This window comes from Curvibacter lanceolatus ATCC 14669 (genome assembly GCF_000381265.1).
Taxonomy (GTDB): Bacteria; Pseudomonadota; Gammaproteobacteria; order Burkholderiales; family Burkholderiaceae_C; genus Curvibacter; species Curvibacter lanceolatus.
The window spans coordinates 153,980-175,925 of the sequence record NZ_KB906260.1 but is presented as its reverse complement, the minus strand read 5'-3'; the positions used below and the strand labels follow the sequence as shown (position 1 = coordinate 175,925).

The window sequence follows — 21,946 nt, the reverse complement described above, 5'->3', positions numbered from 1 at the left end:
TCTGCTAAGCAGGGCGGGCTGAGCGCGTACATCTGACACCAGGATTACCCCGAGCGGCCCGCCAGTTTCATCTGCTGCGGGCCTTTTCTTTTTTGGGCTCAAGATTCAACCTTTTCGGAGACCTTCATGACTGACAAGCTGATCATTTTCGACACCACTTTGCGTGATGGCGAGCAATCCCCTGGCGCCTCCATGACCAAGGACGAAAAGCTGCGCATTGCACGTCAGCTGGAGCGACTTCGAGTGGACGTGATCGAGGCCGGCTTTGCGGCCAGTTCCAATGGAGACTTCGAGGCCGTCCAGACCATCGCCAATGCGATCAAGGACTCGACCGTCTGTTCTCTGTCCCGTGCCAACGATCGAGATATTTCCCGAGCGGCCGAGGCGCTGCGCGGTGCCAACAGCTCGCGTATCCACACCTTCATTGCAACCTCTCCCTTGCACATGGAGAAGAAGCTGCGCATGACGCCGGATCAGGTCCTTGAACAGGCCAAGCAGGCCGTGCGTTTTGCCCGCAACCTGGTGGCCGATGTGGAGTTCAGCCCCGAAGACGGCTACCGCAGTGACATGGACTTTCTGTGCCGCGTGCTCGAGACCGTGATCAACGAAGGAGCGACGACCCTCAACATTCCCGACACGGTGGGCTACGCTGTGCCGGAGCTGTACGGAAACTTCATCAAGACCCTGCGCGAACGTGTGCCCAACTCCGACAAGGCCATCTGGTCGGTTCATTGCCACAACGATCTGGGCATGGCAGTGGCCAACTCTTTGGCCGGCGTCAAGATTGGTGGAGCCCGTCAGATCGAATGCACGATCAACGGTCTGGGTGAGCGGGCCGGCAATTGTTCACTTGAAGAGGTGGTGATGGCGGTGAAGACTCGCCGTGATTACTTCAATCTGGATTTGAACATTGACACCCAGCACATCGTTGCTGCCAGCCGAATGGTGAGCCAGACCACAGGTTTTGTGGTTCAGCCGAACAAGGCCGTGGTCGGTGCCAATGCTTTTGCACATGCTTCCGGCATTCACCAGGACGGCGTGCTCAAGGCGCGTGATACCTACGAGATCATGCGGGCCGAAGATGTGGGCTGGTCCGCCAACAAGATCGTTCTGGGCAAACTCAGTGGTCGCAATGCCTTCAAGCAACGTCTGCAGGAACTGGGCGTCAGCCTGGAAAGCGAGCAGGAGGTGAACGCCGCCTTCAGCCGCTTCAAGGAGTTGGCAGACCGCAAGAGCGAGATTTTTGATGAAGACATCCTGGCCTTGGTCAGTGATGAGAGCGTTGCGACCGAGAAGGAGCAGTACAGCTTGGTTTCCCTGTCGCAGCACAGCGAGACCGGTGAGCGTCCTCGTGCCAGCATTGTCTTCACTGTGGAAGGCAAGGAAGTGCGTGGCGATTCGGATGGCAACGGTCCGGTGGACGCTTCGCTCAAGGCCATCGAGTCGCATGTGAAAAGCGGCGCTGAAATGGTGCTGTATTCGGTCAATGCCATCAGCGGCTCGACCGAGAGCCAGGGCGAAGTCACTGTCCGTTTGCAAAACAGTGGCCGCGTGGTCAACGGTGTAGGTTCGGATCCCGACATCGTTGTGGCATCAGCCAAGGCCTACCTGAGTGCGCTGAACAAATTGCACAGTAAAGCTGACCGGGTTGCAGCACAGGGCTGAGCAGGCTCTTTATAATTACTGGAAAGCCTGAAAAACTTCGCGCAAGTGGTTGATCTTGTGCGAGTTTTTCTTTATTGTTGCCGTGCGTAAAATTTGTTTCCCGCACGGAGAGCCTGCATGATTTCTTCTTTGATCGCTCCCATGACCCGTTTCAACCGTTTGATGACTTTCTCGGCCTTGGTGTTGGCTGTTTCGGTGGGGGGAGTTCACGCTGCGGAGCGCAAGAAGGCACCTGTTGTCCGCTCTCACGCGATTCAAAAGGTCGCTCACGCACCGCGCTTGCACAAGGCGGTGCGCACGGCGGCCGTGGTGCCGGCCAAGGCTTCTTTTGGGCAAATGGCCGGTTTGCACGGGTCGTCGGATCCTTTGGCTCTGCGCTCCAGCGTGGCCTTGGTGGTGGATCAGGACACCCATGAAGTGCTCTTGAGCAAGAACGATCAGGCCGTGTTGCCCATTGCCTCCCTGACCAAGCTCATGACCGGCGTGATCGTGAGCGAAGCCCATTTGTCGATGGATGAGAACATCACCATCACCCAGGATGACGTGGACACGGAGAAGGGCAGCAGCTCCCGCCTGGCCGTGGGCTCGACGTTGAGCCGGGGTGAGATGCTGCACCTTGCCTTGATGTCCAGTGAAAACCGCGCTGCCCACGCACTTGGTCGTACCTTCCCTGGGGGCTTGTCTGCCTTTGTTTCGTTGATGAATGCCAAGGCCAAGTCTTTGGGGATGCTGGATACCAGCTATGTGGAGCCTACAGGGCTGTCCAGCAAGAACCAATCCAGCGCGCGTGATTTGGCCGTGTTGGTGAATGCCGCTCACACCGATCCCGTTCTGCGTGAGTTGACCACCTCGCCCGGCTATCAGGTTGAAGTCGGGCGCCGCACGCTGCAATACAACAACACCAACCGTTTGGTGAAAAACCCGGCTTGGGACATCGGCTTGCAAAAGACGGGCTACATCTCTGAAGCAGGGCAGTGCCTGGTGATGCAAGCCAAGGTGGCAGGGCGCAAGCTGATCATGGTGTTCCTGGACTCTGCTGGCAAACTCAGTCGGATTGCCGATGCAGAGCGTGTCAAGCGTTGGGTGGAAAGCAACCATCCCATGATTGCTGCGCGCAACGGTTGATCGAAACAGCGCTCTGCCGGCATGCGGTGGACATGCAAAAAAGCCCGGATGGTCTGTGTACCACCCGGGCTTTTTTTGAATCTGCGCCTCAGGATTCGCCTGGGTCGGGCCTCAGGCTGCGTTGGGGGCGCTAGGTTTGTTGTAGCCCAGGGCTTGTGAAATTTCCCCTGCTGTAGCCTCCAACTTCGGCAACCAGCCCTCGTCCAGGCGATCTGCCGGTGCGGAAATCGAGAGCCCGGCCACCAGGCGCCCTTGATCATCATGAATACCGGCGGCCATGCATCGCACACCCAGTTCAAGCTCCTCGTTGTCGCGGGCGATGCCGTACTGGCGGGCTTTGGACAGCTCGCGTTCCAGGATGGGGAGTTGTGTGATGCTGTTGCGCGTATGACCAGCCAGGCCCGTGCGTGTGGCATACGCTCTGACCTTCTGCGGTTCGTCCACGGCCAGAAACAGCTTGCCCACAGAGGTCAGGTGCAGGGGGGCCCGACCGCCGATGGCTCTGACCACCTGCATGCCTGATCTCTCGCTGTAGGCGCGTTCGACATAAACAATTTCGTCGCCTTGGCGAACGCTGAGGTTGACGGGCTGTTGAATCAGCTTGTGCAGTTCGCGCATCGGGGCGAGTGCTGCATCGCGCACGCTGAGTCGGGCCTTGACGAGGTTGCCGAGCTCCAGCAGTCGCATGCCCAGTCGGTAGTTGCCGGCTTCCGGTCGATCGACAAATCGCCCGGTTGCCAGGTCATTGAGAATCCGGTGGGTTGTGGAGGGGTGCAGGCCGGTTCTTTCGCTGATTTCCTTGAGCGAAATGGCCTCCTCACGAGAAGCGAGAACATCAATGAGGGCAAACATGCGCTCAATGACCTGGATGCTTGGGCTGGTCGGCTGGGTGGTATCTCGTTTTCGCATTGCTAACCATGTTTGTAGTTGTTCTTATTTTACTTGGTGAAATGGATGTCCGTTCAGCGCGCGGTGCTTCGAATCCAAGTCTGCTCCACCAAGACCTCGTGAGGCTGGTATTGAGCCTTGTAGTTCATTTTCGGGCTGGACTTGATCCAATAGCCCAGGTAGACATGGGGTAACGCGAGTGCTTTGGCTTGCTCTATCTGCCACATCACGTTGTAGGTGCCGAAGCTGCCACCGACGTCGGGGTCGTAAAAGGTGTAGACCGCTGACAGGCCATCGTCCAGCACATCCAGGATGCTGAGCATGCGAAGGGGGCCGGGTGTGTTGGCATCTGCGCCAGGCTCTCGAAACTCAACCAGACGAGAGTTCACCCGGCTCTGCAACAGGAACTGGGTGTATTGATCCACGCTGTCGTGGTCCATACCGCCACCAGCGTGTCGGCCGGCTTGGTAGCGTAGATAAAGTTGATAGTGCTCCGCTGAAAAATGCAGCTTCATCACCCGGACGTCCAAGTGCCCGTGAAGCTTGACGGCTCGGCGCTGACTGCGATTGGGTGTGAACTCCTGCACCAGAATCCTCAGCGGTTGGCATTCCCGGCATCCATCGCAATAGGGGCGGTAAGTGAACATGCCACTGCGCCGGAAGCCCGCGGATACCAAATCCGAATACAGGCTGGTTTGGATCAAATGGCCCGGCGTCGCAACCTGAGAGCGAGCCTGCCTTTCGGGCAGGTAGCTGCACGGGTAGGGGGCTGTTGCATAGAACTGCAGGGTTTGCAGGGGCAGGTCATTGAGCTGGGTCACGGGTCTTCACCTGAGGCGGCTGACACGATCCCAGTATACGGAATTAAATTCCCAGCTTGGTGCGGCCAGGCCAGTGACCTTTTCGAGCCAGTCGGCAAAGGTCTGGCGTTCAATCTCATGAGCACCCAGGGAAGCAAGGTGTCTTGTGTTTTGCTGGCAATCAATCCATTTGATGTCGTTCTCCAGGCAAAACCCTACCAGTGCAGCCAGGGCCAGCTTGGAGCCATCGGGTATGCGTGTGAACATGGATTCGCCAAACATCGCTCGTCCCAGGTTGACCCCGTAAAGACCTGCCTGAAGCTGGCCGTCAACCCAGGTTTCGACGCTGTGAGCGATGCCCATCCTGTGCAATTCGACGTACGCCTGGATCATGCCTTCGGTGATCCAGGTGCCTTGTTGTTGGGGGCGATGGCTTTGAGCGCAAGCGCGTATGACCGCCTCAAACTGGGTATCAAAACGGACTTCAAAGTTACCTTGTGCGCGCAGGTGGGTCAGGGTTTGCCGCAGGCTGCGCCGCATCCGAAAGTGGCTGGGTGGCAGCACCATCCGGGGATCTGGGCTCCACCAAAGAATGGGTTGGCCTTCGCTGAACCAGGGAAATATCCCGTGTCGGTAAGCCTGGACCAAGGTGGCAGGCCTCAAGTCCGCACCGGCTGCCAGCAAGCCGGGCAGGGGGTCGATAGGGCCCCAACTGCGTTCCACAGGTGGGAAGGGCTCACCAGGTGCAAGAAAGGGCAGTGGGGGCGGTGTGTGTGGCGTGTTCACGGAGCTCCGAAACGCGTCTGATCAGCGGGCGACACGGACTCAACCAGACCACCGGCGCCGCCAAGTGGGTTCAGCATGGTGTTGCAAGATGTCTTTGCTGGGCGTCCAGCAGTGCCTTGCGCAGCTGCACCCATTGCTGCTGGGCTGCGCTCAGTTCCTGTTGCTCTGCCAATTGCTCGAGTGCCTTGGCCAATTGGGCGCCATGTTCTTCGGCGAGCGTGTGCAGGACCGTCTTGAGGCTGTGCCCCATTCGACGCAGGGCAGGGAGGTCGTGGGCTTGGCTGGCCTGATCACCTGTTTCGATATCGATGCTGAATTGAGCAAGACAGGCCGTCCGGTACATCCGGAACAGTTGGGTGTCCCCATTGAAATGGGTCTCGATGGCATGACGTTCCAGGTCTTGCAGTGAGCCTGACGATGGGGTGATGGGGGCTTCACTCTGCATCGGCGCTTCAGATGTCGCCCGGCTGGACAGGCCTTCTTCAACGCAAGTCAGCAGGTCCAGGACAGAAATTGGCTTTGACAACATGCGCCAAACTCCCAGCGCCTGTAGTTGCGTTTTCACGCTGCCCGTGAGTCCTGCACTGAACACCACCACTCTGGTATGAGGCGCCATGTCGGGTTGCTCACGCAATTTTTCGAGCAAGGTGATCCCTGAATCACCGGGCAGCATCAGGTCGGTCAGGACCAAGTCAAATGGTGTCTGCTTCAGATAGGTGATGCCTTGCTTGACTGTGTCCGTGATCACCAATTCTGCGCCAATGTCTTCCAGCGCAAATTCGACGAAGCGTTGTATGGAGGCATCGTCCTCGATCAGCAAGATGCGCGGCATGCAATAGCCTTCAGACCGATGACTTGACTTGACTTGCACTGGCAGGCGGCACCTGAGCCAACAAGCCGGGCAATTCGGCGACGAGCCTCGGTTTATGGATCACGCGAACCCCCTTCAGTGCAAAGGCGTAAGGTCCTCGCTGGGATTCGTCGAGCGAGGTGATGACAATCAATTGACTGCGAGCAAACTGGGGGTGAGAACGCAAACTGGTGATCAGGGTGGGGCCATCGATACCGGGGAGCAGAATGTCGACAATCAGGATGTCTGGTTGGAACTGACCGTAGATGGCCAAGCCGGCGATCCCATCATCGGCGACGCGCAGGTCGACGTTGGGGAAGTGTTGCCGGATCAGCATGCTGACCAGGTTCTGGAAATGGGTGCTGTCTTCAATCAACAGTACCCGAGATCCCCCAGAGCCTTGCATCGACCGGCCTGTGGCAGAGTCGGTGCTGAGGCGGTCGGTCTGGCTCCCCGCCGGTTTGCGCGAGGCAATCCACCGTTCAACTGAGGAGCGAGAAATCCGCCGATGGCCTCCCGGCGTCTTCCAGGCCTCGAGTTCCTCCCTGTCGACCATCAGTTGAACCGATCGAACAGCCATGCCTAACAGGCCGGCTACCTCGAGGGTTGTGTAGTGATCGCGTGTGGAATTTTCTTCTTGGGTCATGATGCGCTGTATTTTGGCACGACTGCTGTAAAAAAAGACTTGACAAATGATAAAAATAATTTATATGATATCGTTATCTTGTCAAAAATCAGCTTGTCAGGTGATTTTTGAATTATCGCGAGGTACTGCATGAAAAAAATACTGATCGTCGATGACCATGCGGATATTCGCAAGCTTTTGCGAATGACCATGGAGTTTGTGGCGTACGAAATATTCGAAGCAGCGGATGGGCAGGCTGGTCTCAACTTGGCTGAGGAGTTGCATCCGGATCTGGTCTTGCTCGATGTGATGATGCCGGGAGGCATTGATGGCCTGGAAGTTTGTCGCCGAATCAAGGCGAACGCGCAACTTGCTCGTTCCAAGGTCATTCTGTTGACCGCTCGAGGCCAGAGCGAGGACCGCGCGGCAGGTTTTGAGGCGGGGGCGGACGAGTACTTGGTCAAGCCGTTCAGCCTGTTGCAGTTGATCGAAACCATCAACAAACTCGAAGAGGCTTCGTCGTGAAGCCTGCAGTGGGCGGCACACCGACCGTGAACAGCGACAGGGGCACTGCCGGGCGTTGACGGCAATACGAGGCACTGCCTTCGGTGCATTGTGTGATTCTGTCGCCAAGACAATGGGCAGATGGTGGATACCAGGAGTAGATCATGGTGGTTCGGTTTCTGGCGGGTTGGTGCCTGGCCATGGGGCTCACGATGGCGGTGCCGACGCTGATGGCTGGTAGCGTTCATGACCGTGTGCAGACGAGCAAGGCCGTTCGTGTCTGCATTTGGCCGGATTATTACGGAATCACCTACCGCAACCCGCGCACCCGACAGTTGGTCGGGATCGATATTGATCTGGCCCACGAGTTGGCAGCAGACCTGTCGATGAAAGTCGAGTTCGTTGATTCAAGCTTCGCCTCCCTGGTGCCCGATCTTGTGGGTGATCGCTGCGATATTGCCATGTTTGCGGTGGCCATGCTTGCGCAACGTATGCAGCATCTGCGATTCACCCGGCCCTATTTGCGTAGCGATATTTATGCCATCACCACGCGCGGCAGTGCCACGATCAAGCAGTGGGCAGACATTGACCGGCCGGGCATTCTGGTCGGAGTCCAGTCCGGAACCTTCATGGAGCCTGTGATGGCGGCTTCTCTGAAATACGCCAAGCTCATCAACATCAAGCCTCCCCAGACTCGGGAGCGCGAACTGGAGGCTGGACGCATCGATGTGTTCATGACCGATTATCCTTACAGCCGTCGCTTGCTAGATAACGCTGATTGGGCCACATTGATCTCCCCGCCGAAGCCTTTCCATGTCATGCCCTATGGCTATGCTGTGAAGCCAGGGGACGAAAGCTGGTACGCCGTGGTGGATGACTTCGTGGCCCGTATTCAAAAAGACGGTCGTCTTGAGTCCCATGCCAGACGGCATGGACTGGACTCTATGGTGGTTCAGCCTTGACGGGCGGTTGGGCACGGGTTCAATGCGGCAAGACTCTTCCTTGAAACACTCATCGGCCCAGTGGTTGTCGAGCCAGCTCGCACTGTTCACTGGTGTGCTGTTTGCTTTGCTGTTGTTGATGGCGATTGTCTGGATGTCCTGGCGTGGTCATCAGCAGGTGGTGGAGCAGGACCTGCGGCAGCAGGAACTCTATGCGCGGGTGATCGAGGACCATGCCAGTCGGTCTTTTGATGCCGTGGCCGTGGTGCAGAACTCCCTTGCTGAGACGGTTCTGCTGCAGGATTCGCAGGCCGATATTCCGCATTTGAGCCGGCAATTGACGCAAGCGCTTGGGAGTGTTCCCTTTGTTCGTTCGATTGCTGTTCTGGACGCTCAAGGCCGGGTTCTGGTCAGCTCGGCGGCTGGTGATGTGCAGCGGCAGGTCAATCTTTCTCTTTTGGGGCCACGCCCTGCGCGCGGTCAGTCTTTGTTGGGCCCTTTGATCCGAGGCCGAAGCCTGGCAGATTTTGAGTTGGGGGCGTCCCAGGCGGGATTGCGCTCCGGTATCAACAGTCTTCCCATGTTGTATGGCTTTGCCTTGGCTGGGGGGCAGCCCATGCTCGTGGTCGCCCTGATCAACCCCGACGCCCTGGTGAACTTTCAGCGTCAAGTGATAGGTGACAACCCCCTGTCGATTCTTGTGACAAGTTATACGGGTCTGTTGTTGACCAGCACGGTGGACATGGTCGAGGCTCCGGGGCTCAGTCTGGCGCATCACAGCCTTTTCAGTGAGCGCCAAGTGGCGCGGGAGCATGGTAGCTACCGTGAGCATTCGAACTTGGGTGAGGAGACGTTGGTGGCTTTCCGAGCCTCCAGGGCCTGGCCCTTGGTCGTCTTGGTCGAGCAGGCGCAAGCGGCGTCCACGCAGCGTTGGCTGGCACGGGCACGGCCTGTGTTGGTGACGGGCTTGGTGGTTGTGTTCTTGCTGCTGGGCATGGCAGTTGTTTTGTACCGCAGCTTGCGGGCTCGAGAGCGGTCCCGTGTGTTGTTCGATCGAGCGCGTGATCAAGTGGTACGCAGTGAACGTGAATTGAGTGTGCTGCTGCGAAGCTTGCAGGAGCTGATCTTTCGCACTGACGCCTCGGGTGTGGTGACCTATGTGAATGCCCGCTGGGCTGCGTTGTTAGGTGCTCAGGCGCACCAGGCGCTGGGTCGCAGTGTGCTGGATGTGCTGGTGCCTGAGCGTCCCACCGACCGCACCACTTTGTTCGCGTTGGATCATCTGGACGGCGTTCGGCATTGCCGTGCCTCCACGGTGGGGGCCGACGGCCGCACTCGCCATTTCGAATTGGCCGTCGTGCCTTTGTTGGTGGACGGGCGAATCACCGCTTTTGCTGGCAGTGCGGTCGATATCACTGAGTTGCTGGAGACCCAGCGACAACTGCAGATGCAGTTGTCGCTGATTGGATTGATGCTTGAAATCAGTCCTGAGCCCACGTCCATGGCGGATGAGATGGGGCGCCTGGTGATGGTGAACAAGGCCTGGGAGCAGTTCAAGGGCTTGGACCGCGGCCAGGTGATTGGCAAGCGCTTCGCCGATTTTTTGCCGGTCAACGAGGCCCAGTTGCACGAGCATTCGGAGGCGCAACTGGTTCGGCAGGGGGGGGGAGGTCCGTTTTGAGTCACGCATCTCGCGCTACGACATGGGCATGCGGGATGTCTTGATCAGCAAGGTGATGGTGCCGGGCGAGTCGGGGGCTCTCATCGGGGTGTTGACAGTGCTCACCGATGTAACTGAATTCCGCGAGGCGGAGCGCGCCATTCGCGAGGCGCGCGATGTGGCGGAAGAAGCGTCGCGCTCCAAATCAGAATTTGTTGCCAACATCAGCCACGAACTGCGCACGCCACTGCAATCCATCATTGGGTTTTCGGAGTTGGGTGTGATGCGGGGCAAGGGCAGCGACCGTATCGTGGCCATGTTCCACGACATCAATGCCTCGGGGCAGCGCATGCTGGCATTGGTCAACGATCTGTTGGATGTCTCTAAGATCGAAAGCACGGTGGGGACGTTTCATCTTGAAAGTGTCGATCTGCGCTCATTGATCAGGCCGGTGGCCCGTGAAATGGGGCCTTTGCTGGCGCGCAAAAATCTTTCTCTCGACATGGACTTGTCAGATCTGCCTTTGGTGGCGCGGGCCGATCCTTTGCGCTTTCAGCAGGTCATCCGCAATGTCTTGGCCAATGCGGTCAAATTTTCACCCAATGATCAAACGGTTTCGTTGTCTGCCCAGATCGGCGATGGCAGTGAAATTCACATCGTTGTGCGCGATCATGGCCCCGGTATTCCCGAGGCTGAATTGGAGAAGATCTTTGAAGCCTTCGTCCAATCGAGCAAAACCAAGAATGGATCGGGCGGGACGGGGCTTGGCCTGGCCATTTGTCGCAAGATTGTTGAAGGCCATGGTGGCCGGATCCGGGCCTGCAATGTGTCCGATGGCGGCGCAGAGTTCCACATTTATTTTCCGGCCAGGTCCGGCAGTGCTGAGAGTCAGCCCATGCCTTTGACGTGAAGGGCCATGTCTCCGTCTCGCTCGACATGAAGTGGGGCGGCCAAAAGAAAAAAGGTCTTGCGGGCATTAGCCTGCAAGACCTTTGAATGGCTCCTCGACCTGGGCTCGAACCAGGGACCTACGGATTAACAGTCCGGCGCTCTACCGACTGAGCTATCGAGGAATATCGGTACTGTCTCAACAAGACAACCTGGGTGGTCGTGCTTCAACAGAAAACTAGCAATGAATCTTGGCTCCTCGACCTGGGCTCGAACCAGGGACCTACGGATTAACAGTCCGGCGCTCTACCGACTGAGCTATCGAGGAACAAGACTTAGATTATATACACAAAAATTGGGGCTTGAGAACTCAGAAGCTGGTTTTCATCGTCAGACGCAAAGTTCTTGCAGCACCTGGGTACAGATAGAGGTGCCCGTAGCTGGTCGGCGACTCGCGCCAGTAGCCGCGGTCAAACAGATTGGTCACCCCGAAGGTCCAGAGTGTGCGTGTCTCTGGCGAGAGCTTCTGCTGGAAACTCAGCAGGGCGTCGACGCGGGTCCAGGATGGCAGCGACACCTGCTCGGCGCTGTTGTCGATCACCTTGCGCGGGCCTTCGTGGCTGATGCTGCCACCAACCGTCAGGCCTGGTACCTGAGGCACCAGGTAGTCGGCCCGCAGTCGCAACACACGGGAAGGCACGTTGCTCGGGGTGTGGCCATTGATGCTGGCATCCGCACTGTCGCGCACTGCCCGCAGCCACATGCCGCTGCCGCCCAGACGCCATGCGCCGAGGCGCAGGTCGCCCGACAACTCCAGCCCTTGGTGATGGGCATCGCCGTCAAAGCTCTGGATGCGGCAATCGGTGGGATTGTTGGGGCAAAGCTGGGCGGCGGTGCTGCTGCCGGCCAATTGAGTTTCATACAGGGCAGGGCGGCGGATGTCGAAGTAGCTCGCCTGCCAGGCACCCTGGGACAGGGCCTGCTTGAATCCAATTTCCTTCTGAGTGCTGACTGCCACAGGGAGGGCCGAGCCTGCGTTGGCGTAGTAGGGGCGGTTGGGTGCCACGGCAGATTCCGTGCCGCGCCCCCAGCTGCCATACAGCGACAGTCCTGAGCCCAGGTCGTAACTGGCGCCCAGCCAGGGACTGTTGAAACTTTGTCGATATCGCGTTTCCCGTCCCCCGTCCGTCTGGATGCTGTGGCGATCCAGTTCGGTGTGGCGCAGGCCGGCCCAGGTCGCAAAGCGGGGGGTCCATCGCGCCATGTCTTGCACGAACAACTCGGTTGAGTATTCGTCCCGGTTGGTGTTGGGCGTGATGAAAGCCAGCGGCGGATTCGGGCTGGGGATGCTGGTCTGACCGTCCGTGGTGGCCTGGCCCACCGGGGCAGATGCATCGGCCTGAAAACCGAAGCGGTTGTTCAGCACACTGCGCAGCAGGCCGGTGCTGACCAGGTGCTGCACGCTGCCCCAGCGCACATTGCCCTGCAGCTTGAATTGTGCGGCTTGCTGGGTGCGGCGCTCGTTGTTGCTCTCAAACTGGTAGATGTCGGCCAGGCCCACATTGGCCTTGCCGGTGCTGCTCGACGGGCAATAGCGGTCTGCATAGTAGGCGCCGCTGACCGGGTCGCTGCAACCAAAGGGGTAGGCCAGGCGGTCATTGCTCTTGAGCTTCTGGCGGCCGTATTGGGCCTGCCAGCTCCAGGCTTGGTTGATCTGCTGATCCACCCGCAGCGTGCCGGTGAGGTTGTCAAAATTGTTGGGCTTGGACCAGGGCTGGTTGTTCAGATTGACGTTGGGATTGCCCACCGCGGGCAACTGACTGCCCAGCAGGCTCTGTCCGGGCACGCTGGCCTGGGTGTGGCTGCTCCATTCGAATTCGCCCGCCACCAAGGTGTCCCGGCTGACCCGCGCGTCGAGCGCCAGCGCGAACAGGTCGCGGTGTCCATGGGTCGCGTCGATCAGGGGCCGCATGTCTTCATGGGCGATGTTGAGCCGATAGCCAATCACCTTGTTGTCGGTTCTGCCGCCCAGATCCAGGGCCAGCAGACGGCTGCCACGTTCGCTGAGGCCCAGCGTCAGTTCACGCAGAGGCGTTTCGGTGGGGCGCTTCACCACGTAGTTGACCAGGCCACCCGGTGCGCTGGTCCCCGCCTGGATGCCGCTGGTGCCCTTCAAGATTTCGATGCGTTCCTTGTTGTCGAGCGGGATCACGGTCTCGGCATTGATCGGCAGGCCTTCACGACGGTAGTTGTAGTTCTGGTTGAGCGTGTAGCCGCGGATGGTCAGGAAATCCCAATAGCCCGGTGCGTTGTAGCCATCGGTGACCGAGGCGTCGAGGGTGGTCAAGTCAGCCAGCCTGCGCGCGCCCAGGGCATCCAGTTGCTCCCGGCCGATGACGGTGACCGAGGCAGGAACTTCGCGTACCGGCACATCCCCGAAGCCGGTCACGTCGGCCACCGGGGCAGATGTCCGGTCGTTGACGACCACAGGTTGGAGGCTGGCGTCCTGTGCCCAGGCCACTGGGCTCATCAGCAGCAAAGCGGCAATGGCACAAGGGGTCAGGGTGTGGGTGGGGGAACGATGTCGGCAGGTCATGGCGTGGCTTCCGTGATCCTGGCGCAAAGCAGTCGCGTGGCAGCGCGCACAAGCATCGGCGATGCGGCGGCTGGCACGGCGGGCTTCCCTGCGCGAGGATGATCTCAATCAGGTTCAAAGGGACTCTCTCAGTCCGGGAGGCAGAACCTCCGGGACACCCCTAGCGGCCTCGCAGGCAGTGTGACTGCGAGATGACGGCATTGTAAACAGGCCGTCAAGCTTCAGCGGCAGAGCCCTTCATGGCCCGCATCAAGGCCTGGGCTTCTGCCTGGGGGTCGGCGGCGGCCAAGACGGCCCGCACCACGGCCACGCTGCCGACTCCGCTGGGCAAGACCTCGCTCAGGCGCTCGCGATCGATGCCGCCGATGGCCACCAAGGGATAGGGGGGCTGTTGGCGGCGCAGCAGATCGGCGTAGGCCATCAGACGGGCAACACCTTGGGGCGCCGTGGCCATGGCTTTCAAGGTGGTGGGGTAGACCGCGCCCATGGCGATGTAACTGGGCCGCACCTGATCGGCCAACACCATTTCGGCGTACCCGTGGGTGCTGACCCCCAGGCGCACGCCGGCGTTGCGCAGGGTGGCCAGGTTGGCTGCGCCCAGCGCTGTCAGGTCTTCCTGCCCCAGGTGGACGCCCCAGGCACCTTCTTCCAGGGCAATCTGCCAGTGGTCATTGATGAAAAGCCGTACATCGGTGCCCCGGACGGCCGCCAAGGCTGCCTTGATCTCAGATCGCACTGCGGCCAGGTCTTGCGACTTGAAGCGCAACTGCAAAGTCGGGATGCCCATGTGGGCCAGACGCGCGATCCAGTTCGCGTCCGGCGCCACCACGTACAGACCCAGCGCCTGGGGGCATGTCGCAAAGGCTGGCTGGTTGGCGGGGTAGCGGCCCAGGCCGAAGTCCTGCGGCTGGTCGGGCCAGCTCAGATCGTCGGCGCGTCCGGTGCGTTCAGTACGCGCCTGCCAGGCCTGGGCCAGGCAGGTGGCATCGACGTCAATGAAGCCCAGCGCCCTGCAGGCGCGCCAGGCGGCTTGCTGTACGACAGGCAGGGATGGCGTCTCCGAGGTGGCGGGCAGGATCCCGGGGCCGCCAAAGCGGGCTTGGTGTGTGCTCAGGATGGCCTGGGCCAACATATCAGCGTGGGTGGCGTGTGTCATGTTACCGCTCAGGCGTGGTGCCAGAAAGGGGTGCCCAGCACCGGGGTGCTGGGCTGGGCGTTGTCCTGGGCCTGCATGGCGCCGGCCAAGTGCGCTTGCCGCCCGGCGGCCACCGCCTTGGCGAAGGCGTCGGCCATCTTCACCGGGCTCTGGGCCAGGGCCACGGCGGTGTTCAGCAACACGGCATCAAAGCCCCACTCCATCACGGTGCAGGCGTGCGATGGTCGACCCAGCCCGGCGTCCACGATCAGCGGCACGTCCAGGCGCTCACGCAGGGTCTGCAGTGCGCTTGGGTTGATCGGCCCCTTGCCGGTGCCAATGGGGGCGGCCCAGGGCATCACGGCCTGGCACCCCACGTCGACCAGGCGCTGACACAGCACCAGGTCATCGGTGCAGTAAGGCAGCACGCGAAAGCCGTCACGTATCAACTGCTCGGCCACCGGCACCAGGTTCAGTGTGTCGGGTTGCAGGGTGTAGTCATCGCCAATCAGCTCCAGCTTGATCCAGTCGGTTTCAAACACCTCGCGGGCCATCTGGGCCGTGGTGATGGCCTCCTGGGGGGTGTGGCAGCCTGCGGTGTTGGGCAGCACCGGCACATTCAGGGTCTGGAGCAGGCGCCAGAACTCGTTGTCCTGGGCGGCGCCCGCGCCTGCGCTGGCCTGGCGGCGCAGCGAGGCCGTCAGCATCGCCGGCCGGGCTAGGCGCACGGCGGCTTCCAGGGTGGCTGGTGAGGGGTAGCGGGCCGTGCCGAGCATCAGCCGGCTCTCAAACGACTGGCCGTAAAGAATCAGGGGATCGTGCGATGGGTTGCTTGGTGCGTTCATGGCTCAGCCTCCGGTGACTGGGGTGATCACTTCGACGCGGTCGCCTGCCTGCAAGTGGGTTTGGGCATAGGCCGACCGTGGGATGAAGCGCGTGTTGATCGCCACCGCGTACGGTGGCGTGAAGCCCTGGCTGCACAGCAGTTCGTCCAGGGTGCCGTCCTGGGGGATCTGCACGGGGCGTTGATTGACTTTGATGTCCATGGGTTCAGGCGGTTTCGGTCTGCGGGTTGGGCGATTCGACGTGGTTGTCCAGCGCCACGCCCAGTTGCTCCGCCAGTTGGGTATCGCCTCGTGTGAGCCAGGCCATGGCGACATCGGTGATGGCCGGCGAAATCATGAAGCCGTGTCGGTACAAGCCATTGATCTGCACCGAGCGTGGCCCGCAACGCCGCAAGCGTGGCAGGTTGTCGGGCAGGGTGGGGCGGCACTGGGTGTTGAGTTCGAGGATGCGGGCCTCGGCAAACCCAGGATGCACCGTGTAAGCGGCGCTCAGCAATTCCAGGGTGGAGCGCACGCTGGCCGGGCTGTTGTCGTCACTCTCGATCTCGGTGGCGCCCACCACGAACACATGGTCTGGTTTGGGGGCGATGTAGATCGGATATCGGGGGTGGATCAGCCGGGTGGGGCGTGCCAGGCTCACCTCGGGGGCATGCAGTCGCACCACCTCGCCGCGCACGGCGCGCAGGCCCGGCCATTGAAGGCGTGCACCCATGCCTCGGCAGTCGATGACGAAGCAGTCCTCATCCCACTCGAAGGCGGCGGGTGTCTGAGGGCTGTTCCAGTGCAGCTTGGCGCCTTCTTCCTGCAATTCAATCAGCAGGGCTTGCAACAGGCCCCGGTTGTCCAGTTGCCCTTCGCCGGGCAGCAGCAGACCCTGGTGAAAACGCTGGGCGAGTGCTGGTTCTTGCTGGGCCAATTCGGTCGCGTTCAGGGGCAGCAGTTGGGGTAGACCCGGCACGGCCATCTGGGTGGATCGCAGCAGGCCCTCGAATCGGGTTGCTTCGGCCCGATCCTGCCGGTGCCAGACAATCAGCGTGCCCGCGCGCTGAAAGAAAACAGGATGGCGCAATTGCCCCAGCAGCTCGGGCCAGCGCTCGAGCGCGTACTGCCCCATGCGCACCACACAAGGTTCGGTGATGGCCGACTCCGCCAAGGGGGCCAGCATGGCCGCCGCCACGCGGGCCGCTGCCCCATCGGCATCGGGGCCTGCGGCGTCATGCAGCGTGACCGGGTGGCCTGCGCGCAACAACTGCAGACCCAGCATGCGGCCCATCAATCCTGCCCCCAGGATCACGACCGTCTGGTTGGGTCGTATCAGCATGGCAGCACGCAACCGTCGGTCGGCATGGCAGCAGGGCCGGTGGACGTTGAACGGGAAAGTGGGACGTTCGGCGAAGTCGCGTTGAGGCGAGTGCCTGGGGCTTTCAGAGGGGGCATGTCGTCAGTCCTTTACCTGGATGCAGGGGTTGAGGACGAAACGAGGCCACGCGTCGTTGATGTTTGAAACTTCCCACGCCAGCATGATCTGGATCGGGTCATGAGGGTCTTTCTCAGCCAGGTCAAAGTCACCGCAGTGCTGTCTGCACCGCATGAACATCCGACAGGCACCCCTGTTTCATCCGCGGCTGGATTATGCAACGTGTGGCAGCCGTTCAGGCAGAGAGCGCAGTTTCCTGTCGTCCAATCAGGACTTGCGGTCGCCATAATCGGCCACTTTTGGGCTCGACCTACATCCCTTCCATGACCTCTGATGCTTCCCTCGTTTCCGCCCCAGCCAGCCCAGAACAGATCCAGGTCTGCCGATACCCGCGGGTATTGAGCATCGCGGGATCCGACAGCGGCGGTGGCGCCGGTATCCAGGCCGACCTCAAGACCATCGCGGCCCACGGCTGTTATGGGATGACCGCCATCACGGCACTCACAGCCCAAAACACACAGGGTGTACGCGCCGTGCACCCGGTGCCGGTGGCGCATCTGGTCCAGGAGATCGATGCCGTGGCTGAAGACATTGGTGTTGATGCCGTCAAGACCGGCATGCTGGCCACACCTGATGTGGTGCATGCGGTGGTGGCGGCCATTCAGCGGCATGGTTGGACGCAGGTGGTGGTGGACCCTGTGATGGTGGCGACCAGCGGCGATATGTTGATGGCGAACGAGACGGTCGAGGTGATGGTGGCGTCGCTGTTCCCCCATGCAACCCTGGTGACCCCCAACCTCGATGAGGCTGAATGCCTGCTAGGGCAACGCATCACCCGAGTAGAGCAATTGCTGCCCGCCGCGCAGCGCCTGATCGCGCTGGGGGCCCGGGCCGTGCTGCTCAAGGGGGGGCACCTGCCGGGCAATGAGGTGGTCGATTTGCTGTTGATGGCTGACGGCGAGCACCTGCACCTGGCCAGCCCCCGCGTTGCCAGCGTCAACGTGCACGGTACGGGCTGCACGCTGTCTGCCGCCATCGCCTGTGAGTTGGCGTTGGGGGCGGCTCTGCCACAGGCCGTCCGTGCGGCCAGGTCTTACATCCTTCAAGCCATCGAGGCGGGTGCCTACGTCCACACGGGCCAGGGTCATGGGCCTCTGAACCATGGATTTGCCCCATTGCCCATGCGCCGCCTCGCAATCTAATCCGCTACATCCAAGGGGTCTTGGCGTGCTCCTGGCGCGGGGTAGGCCTTGTCGTAAGCTGGACGTAATGATGTTTTGCGACGTATCAGTTGCATCTAGCGCATATATTGGTCATGCCGTTGATGCGATTTTTCAATCCTTTGGATGTCATTTCTTCCATATGTGTGCGAAATTCACGCTGAACCTGTCTTAAATGCTTTCATATTGATTCAAATATTCACATGGCAATCTGCGGCCTTCTCCTACATTGGCGTCCGAGGTGCACTACTAAGATTACACACGCAACAAATGGTTTTATGAGTGTGACCACCAAGTTGTGTTGTCAATGTTTATCGCAAAGAAGGTTTGTTTATGTTTTTGAATATCAGCCATTCGGGCTTGCATGCTTGTATCAAGAAAATCCTTTTTGTTTTTCTGTTGGCAGGTTTTCAGTCTCTGACTTGGGCGCAGCCGGTTGCTAAATCCAGCGACACGGCTGTGAGCACCAAGGCCGCCCCAGTGAAAGTGCGACTTGACCAATACAAAGTGGTCACATCGGAAAATGGAAAAGAAACCCTGGTAGACGCTCAATCCATCAAGCCAGGTGACGTCATTGAGTACCGCGCCAGCTACACCAATCAAGATGGCAAACCCGTGATGGGTCTGCAGGCCATTCTGCCGATTCCCGAGGGCATGGAGTACCTTCCCAAAACAGCCCGTCCGGGCCCCGGAAAGGCCCTGGCAGCGACTGCCAGCGGTGCTTATGCACCTGAACCCCTGACGCGTCAGGTGCGCGTCAACGGCAATGTTCAGGTCGAGCCGGTTCCCTATGTTCAGTACCGTTCGCTGAAATGGGAGTTGGGTCAGTTGGCACCTGGCTCCACGCAAACGGTGTCTGCGCGCGCGCAACTTGAGTCTTTCAAATCTGCGCTTAAAAATGATTCGGGCCAAGCTGCCTCAATCTCTCGCAAGTAATCTCATGATGGATTGATCCGGTTTTCAACGGATCAATTCAAAACTCCTCATCTTCATAGGCCGAATAGTCGGCGTGTGGATGTCCTTGACCTGTTGCTATTCATCGGTGACAGGGATTTTTCTTCAAGTCGGCTTTGGTTCAAGGTTTCGGGGTGATTTTCGAGTCGCCTTGATGTTGCTCGCCTGTTGAAAATCAGGCAGTGCGATTTGCAGCTACCTTGAACCAGAGTCGACGCAGGAGGCTATTTTGAAAATCAACTCTGGTCCACATGGTGGTGGCCGCAAGAGCTTCATGAACTGGGTAGGAACCCTGGTTCTGGGCACTTTGGTCACCTTCGGTTCCGCCCATGCCGCACCACCGGCGGCGGGCACTGAAATCGGCAACCAAGCGCTGGCGCGCTACATCGACTCGGGCGGCACCCAACAAGAGTCCAAGTCCAACAACGCTCTGACGATTGTTCAGCAGGTGGGCGGCTTCACCTTGGTCGACTCGAACACCAAGTCGGCTGCCGCAGGCAACACGGTTTACATGCCGCACACCTTGACCAACACCGGCAACGGCTCGGACAAGTTCAAGCTCAGCGTGGCTGAAACGCTGGCAGGCGTGCCACCTTTCACCAAGATTGCCATCTACGCCGACGCCAATGGCACCGGCCTGCCTTCAGGCAATGGCACCGACTCGTTCAACATCAAAACGACCAACGACACCACCAATGGCTACCCCGCAGGGACTCGTTTTGACCTGTTCAAGTCCGATGGCCTGACACCGCTGCTGGACACCAACAACGACGGCGTTCCGGATACCGGTCCCCTCGAGCCTGGCGCCAATGTGGTGGTGGTGGTCAAGGCCATCCTGCCGGCGACCGTTTCGGTGGGCGCTGGTCCGTTCAACGTGCTGGTCACCGCATCCTCGATCGCCAGCGCGAACCTCACCCTCGACTCGGTCTGGGACCAGGTGACCAAAGTGGTTCAGGCCGCAGGCGTTGATCTGACCAACAGTGCCGCCGGTACCGGCTCGGGCCTGGTGGGCAATGGTGACTTGGGTCAAGGCCCCAGCCCCAACCCCACCTTGACCCTGGGGACCACCCCGGGCGTGCCCGTGGCCTTCCCCTTGTTCATCAAGAACAACGATACCCAGGACAACAGCTTCAAGCTGGATGCCAGCGGCACCAATGCCTTCCCTGGCAACCTGCCCGCATCCTGGACGGTGAGCTACTACGCCGCAGGCACCAGCTGCGTGCCCACGCCTCCCGCCACAACCATGCCAGCTCCCGTGACCATGCCTTTGGCCGTGGCTGCGGGTGCCCAGTTGCAAGTGGTGGCATGCGTGACGCCTGGCGCCAACGCCGTGACCAATGTGATTCAGCCGATCTACTTCCAGGCCATCTCGACGACCAATGGCTCCACCGGCTTCCCTGTCAGCGACATCTTGCAAGACGCGGTGGATGTCAAGCCTGCCACCTTCAAGAAGCTGCTGCTGACCTCCAGCCAGACCGGTCAGGTCTCGACCCCCGGCTCGGTGGTCTACCTGCACACCCTGAGCAACGCGGGCACCCAGACCTGCGGTACAGGCGGGTTCAGCGTGACCGTCACCATGCCGCCTGCTGACGTGGCGGCTGGCTGGAGCTATGCCGTGGCCTACATTGACGACAGCACCGGGGTCACCTCGCCCCTGGGTGCTGGTGGCACCGTACCTCAGCTGCTGTCGGGCAAGCAGTGGAAGCTGCGTCTCACCGTGATTGCCCCTGCGGGTGTCTCGGATGGTCACGTCAACAACGCGACCTTGACGGTGACCGACAAGCCGGCGCCTGGCGACGATTGCGGCACGGTGAACAACGTCGACAGCACCACGGCGCAGACGGCCAAGCAATTGGTTGTGGTCAAGACCCAGTCGGCTGACCTGGCTTGCACCGGTGCGACCGCCGCTTTCAGCACGGTCACTCTGACGCAGAAGCCTGGTACCTGCGTGATCTACCAGATCACCGCCACCAACAATGGCGCGACGCCCCTGAGCAATGTCAGCATCAATGACATGGTTCCGGCCTACACCGTGTGGGCACCGATCCAGCCGCCCAGCCAGTGCGTTGGCAGCAACACCACCGGTGCGATCAGCCTCGGCCATGTGGCAGGCACCACGGGTGTCACCTGCGGCACGGCGACCACCATGGGCCCCGGCGGTACCTTGACGCTGACCTTTGGCGTGCAACTCAGCCAGTAAGTAACTGGTCACGTTCACCCTCTTCGCCCAGCGAAGAGGGTGAACGAACAAGCCCAGGCCTTTGGGCCTGATGCCTCGACAGGCTGCATGCCAGCCTGTCCCACCCTTTGTATGAAATGGCCTCTGCCAGCCCCTGTCTGGGCGTGTGCAGACGCGGTTTCACTCCTTTGTTGCACCGATCTGATACCGATCAGGCGGGCAACACCTTTGCCCGGAACCACCTGCCATGCAGCGATCTTTGAGCTTCTTGTTTCGAACGGTTTGCGTCCGTGGGACACAGGCCATGCTCCTGGCATCGCTGTTGGCACTGAGTGCGATGGCTGCTGTAGCCCCTCCGGGCACCGTGATTCCGAACATCGCGGCCGGTATGTTCTCCGTCGACAAAATGCCCCTGCTCAGCCCCTCCAACGAGGTGTACGTGCAGGTTCCCTTCGACACCGACCGCATCGGTGTGGCCAAACAGGCCAGCCAGCCCATCGTCAATCTGGATGCCACCGGCAGCCCGGACGGCACGGCCACGGTGTCCTTCACCCTGCGTGTGCGCAATTACGGTCAGGACACGCTGTCCAAGATCGAGCTGATCGATCAAATCGAAGGCAGTGGGGCCAGCCAACTCGGCAACTACACCTCCAACGCCGTGCCGGGTGGCCCTCAAGATCGACCGCGACTGGAGCCTGCTGGCCCGCTCCATCGTCAGCGACACGCGCAGCCGCACCGCAACGGGCACCAGCACGCTGTTGCAGCGCCAGCAGATCGGCTTTGCCTACCGACCGGTAGAGCAGGACGAGTGGAACGCCATCGCCCGCTATGAACACCGCCTACAGCGGACCGACAGTGGCGCGGCGTC

The 21,946-nt window shown here is 60.3% G+C and carries 20 protein-coding genes, 2 tRNA genes and 1 riboswitch; of the genes, 10 read left to right on the top strand and 12 right to left on the bottom strand.

The window, feature by feature from the left end; genetic code table 11:
• The first annotated feature begins 126 nt into the window (after positions 1–126).
• Both F624_RS0115875 and pbpG read left to right on the top strand, forming a co-directional pair.
• The gene (locus tag F624_RS0115875; RefSeq protein ID WP_019575308.1) at positions 127–1,665 is read left to right on the top strand and encodes a 2-isopropylmalate synthase; all 1,539 of its coding nucleotides are present in this window, start codon (positions 127–129) and stop codon (positions 1,663–1,665) included.
• A 117-nt stretch (positions 1,666–1,782) separates the two neighbouring features.
• Entirely contained in the window at positions 1,783–2,790 is a 1,008-nt protein-coding gene (gene pbpG, locus F624_RS0115870) for a D-alanyl-D-alanine endopeptidase (RefSeq protein ID WP_031255217.1), read from the top strand.
• Positions 2,791–2,901: 111 nt separating this feature from the next.
• Here the strand turns inward: pbpG and F624_RS0115865 are convergent, their stop codons facing one another.
• The 5 genes from F624_RS0115865 to F624_RS0115845 all read right to left on the bottom strand — a co-directional run bounded on the left by F624_RS0115865 (position 2,902) and on the right by F624_RS0115845 (position 6,760).
• Positions 2,902–3,642: an IclR family transcriptional regulator gene (locus F624_RS0115865; protein ID WP_019575306.1), complete on the bottom strand. Its 741-nt coding sequence runs from the start codon at positions 3,640–3,642 to the stop codon at positions 2,902–2,904.
• 110 nt (positions 3,643–3,752) lie between these two features.
• Positions 3,753–4,499 (bottom strand): arginyltransferase, encoded by a 747-nt coding sequence (locus tag F624_RS0115860; protein WP_019575305.1) that lies wholly within the window; start codon positions 4,497–4,499, stop codon positions 3,753–3,755.
• Between the two features lie 6 nt (positions 4,500–4,505).
• On the bottom strand, positions 4,506–5,201 hold the full coding sequence (gene aat / locus F624_RS0115855) for a leucyl/phenylalanyl-tRNA--protein transferase (protein ID WP_420536258.1): 696 nt from the start codon (positions 5,199–5,201) through the stop codon (positions 4,506–4,508).
• A 133-nt stretch (positions 5,202–5,334) separates the two neighbouring features.
• Positions 5,335–6,096, bottom strand: coding sequence for an Hpt domain-containing response regulator (locus F624_RS0115850; RefSeq protein WP_019575303.1), 762 nt, complete (start codon positions 6,094–6,096; stop codon positions 5,335–5,337).
• A 10-nt stretch (positions 6,097–6,106) separates the two neighbouring features.
• Positions 6,107–6,760 (bottom strand): response regulator, encoded by a 654-nt coding sequence (locus F624_RS0115845; RefSeq protein WP_019575302.1) that lies wholly within the window; start codon positions 6,758–6,760, stop codon positions 6,107–6,109.
• Positions 6,761–6,889: 129 nt separating this feature from the next.
• Between F624_RS0115845 and F624_RS0115840 the strand changes: the two genes are divergently transcribed.
• The 4 genes from F624_RS0115840 (at position 6,890) to F624_RS33455 (ending at position 10,754) form a co-directional block, all read left to right on the top strand.
• Positions 6,890–7,264, top strand: a complete 375-nt coding sequence (locus F624_RS0115840; RefSeq protein ID WP_019575301.1) for a response regulator transcription factor — start codon at positions 6,890–6,892, stop codon at positions 7,262–7,264.
• A gap of 143 nt (positions 7,265–7,407) precedes the next feature.
• Positions 7,408–8,205 (top strand): ABC transporter substrate-binding protein, encoded by a 798-nt coding sequence (locus F624_RS0115835; RefSeq protein WP_031255210.1) that lies wholly within the window; start codon positions 7,408–7,410, stop codon positions 8,203–8,205.
• Between the two features lie 40 nt (positions 8,206–8,245).
• On the top strand, positions 8,246–9,865 hold the full coding sequence (locus tag F624_RS33460; protein WP_169426613.1) for a PAS domain-containing protein: 1,620 nt from the start codon (positions 8,246–8,248) through the stop codon (positions 9,863–9,865).
• 28 nt (positions 9,866–9,893) lie between these two features.
• Entirely contained in the window at positions 9,894–10,754 is an 861-nt protein-coding gene (locus F624_RS33455) for a sensor histidine kinase (RefSeq protein ID WP_169426611.1), read from the top strand.
• Between the two features lie 87 nt (positions 10,755–10,841).
• Here F624_RS33455 and F624_RS0115825 read toward each other — a convergent pair.
• The 7 genes from F624_RS0115825 to F624_RS0115795 form a co-directional block, all read right to left on the bottom strand.
• Positions 10,842–10,917 (bottom strand) — tRNA-Asn (locus tag F624_RS0115825).
• Positions 10,918–10,984: 67 nt separating this feature from the next.
• A tRNA-Asn gene (locus F624_RS0115820) sits at positions 10,985–11,060 on the bottom strand.
• A gap of 42 nt (positions 11,061–11,102) precedes the next feature.
• Entirely contained in the window at positions 11,103–13,328 is a 2,226-nt protein-coding gene (locus tag F624_RS0115815; protein WP_019575299.1) for a TonB-dependent siderophore receptor, read from the bottom strand.
• A gap of 214 nt (positions 13,329–13,542) precedes the next feature.
• A complete protein-coding gene (locus F624_RS0115810) occupies positions 13,543–14,484 on the bottom strand; it encodes a thiamine phosphate synthase (protein ID WP_031255209.1) in 942 nt (313 codons plus the stop codon).
• An 8-nt stretch (positions 14,485–14,492) separates the two neighbouring features.
• The gene (locus tag F624_RS0115805; protein ID WP_031255207.1) at positions 14,493–15,308 is read right to left on the bottom strand and encodes a thiazole synthase; all 816 of its coding nucleotides are present in this window, start codon (positions 15,306–15,308) and stop codon (positions 14,493–14,495) included.
• Positions 15,309–15,311: 3 nt separating this feature from the next.
• Positions 15,312–15,509, bottom strand: coding sequence for a sulfur carrier protein ThiS (gene thiS / locus F624_RS0115800; RefSeq protein ID WP_019575296.1), 198 nt, complete (start codon positions 15,507–15,509; stop codon positions 15,312–15,314).
• A gap of 4 nt (positions 15,510–15,513) precedes the next feature.
• A complete protein-coding gene (locus tag F624_RS0115795; protein ID WP_031255204.1) occupies positions 15,514–16,629 on the bottom strand; it encodes an FAD-dependent oxidoreductase in 1,116 nt (371 codons plus the stop codon).
• Between the two features lie 169 nt (positions 16,630–16,798).
• Positions 16,799–16,930: riboswitch (TPP riboswitch) on the bottom strand.
• 118 nt (positions 16,931–17,048) lie between these two features.
• Here F624_RS0115795 and thiD point away from each other — a divergent pair.
• The 4 genes from thiD (at position 17,049) to F624_RS36510 (ending at position 21,910) form a co-directional block, all read left to right on the top strand.
• On the top strand, positions 17,049–17,927 hold the full coding sequence (gene thiD, locus F624_RS0115785; RefSeq protein WP_051107430.1) for a bifunctional hydroxymethylpyrimidine kinase/phosphomethylpyrimidine kinase: 879 nt from the start codon (positions 17,049–17,051) through the stop codon (positions 17,925–17,927).
• Positions 17,928–18,278: 351 nt separating this feature from the next.
• Positions 18,279–18,881 (top strand): hypothetical protein, encoded by a 603-nt coding sequence (locus tag F624_RS32570; protein ID WP_019575292.1) that lies wholly within the window; start codon positions 18,279–18,281, stop codon positions 18,879–18,881.
• Positions 18,882–19,173: 292 nt separating this feature from the next.
• On the top strand, positions 19,174–21,099 hold the full coding sequence (locus F624_RS0115775; RefSeq protein ID WP_157443486.1) for a hypothetical protein: 1,926 nt from the start codon (positions 19,174–19,176) through the stop codon (positions 21,097–21,099).
• 283 nt (positions 21,100–21,382) lie between these two features.
• The gene (locus F624_RS36510) at positions 21,383–21,910 is read left to right on the top strand and encodes a hypothetical protein (protein WP_425387308.1); all 528 of its coding nucleotides are present in this window, start codon (positions 21,383–21,385) and stop codon (positions 21,908–21,910) included.
• Positions 21,911–21,946 lie beyond the last annotated feature (36 nt).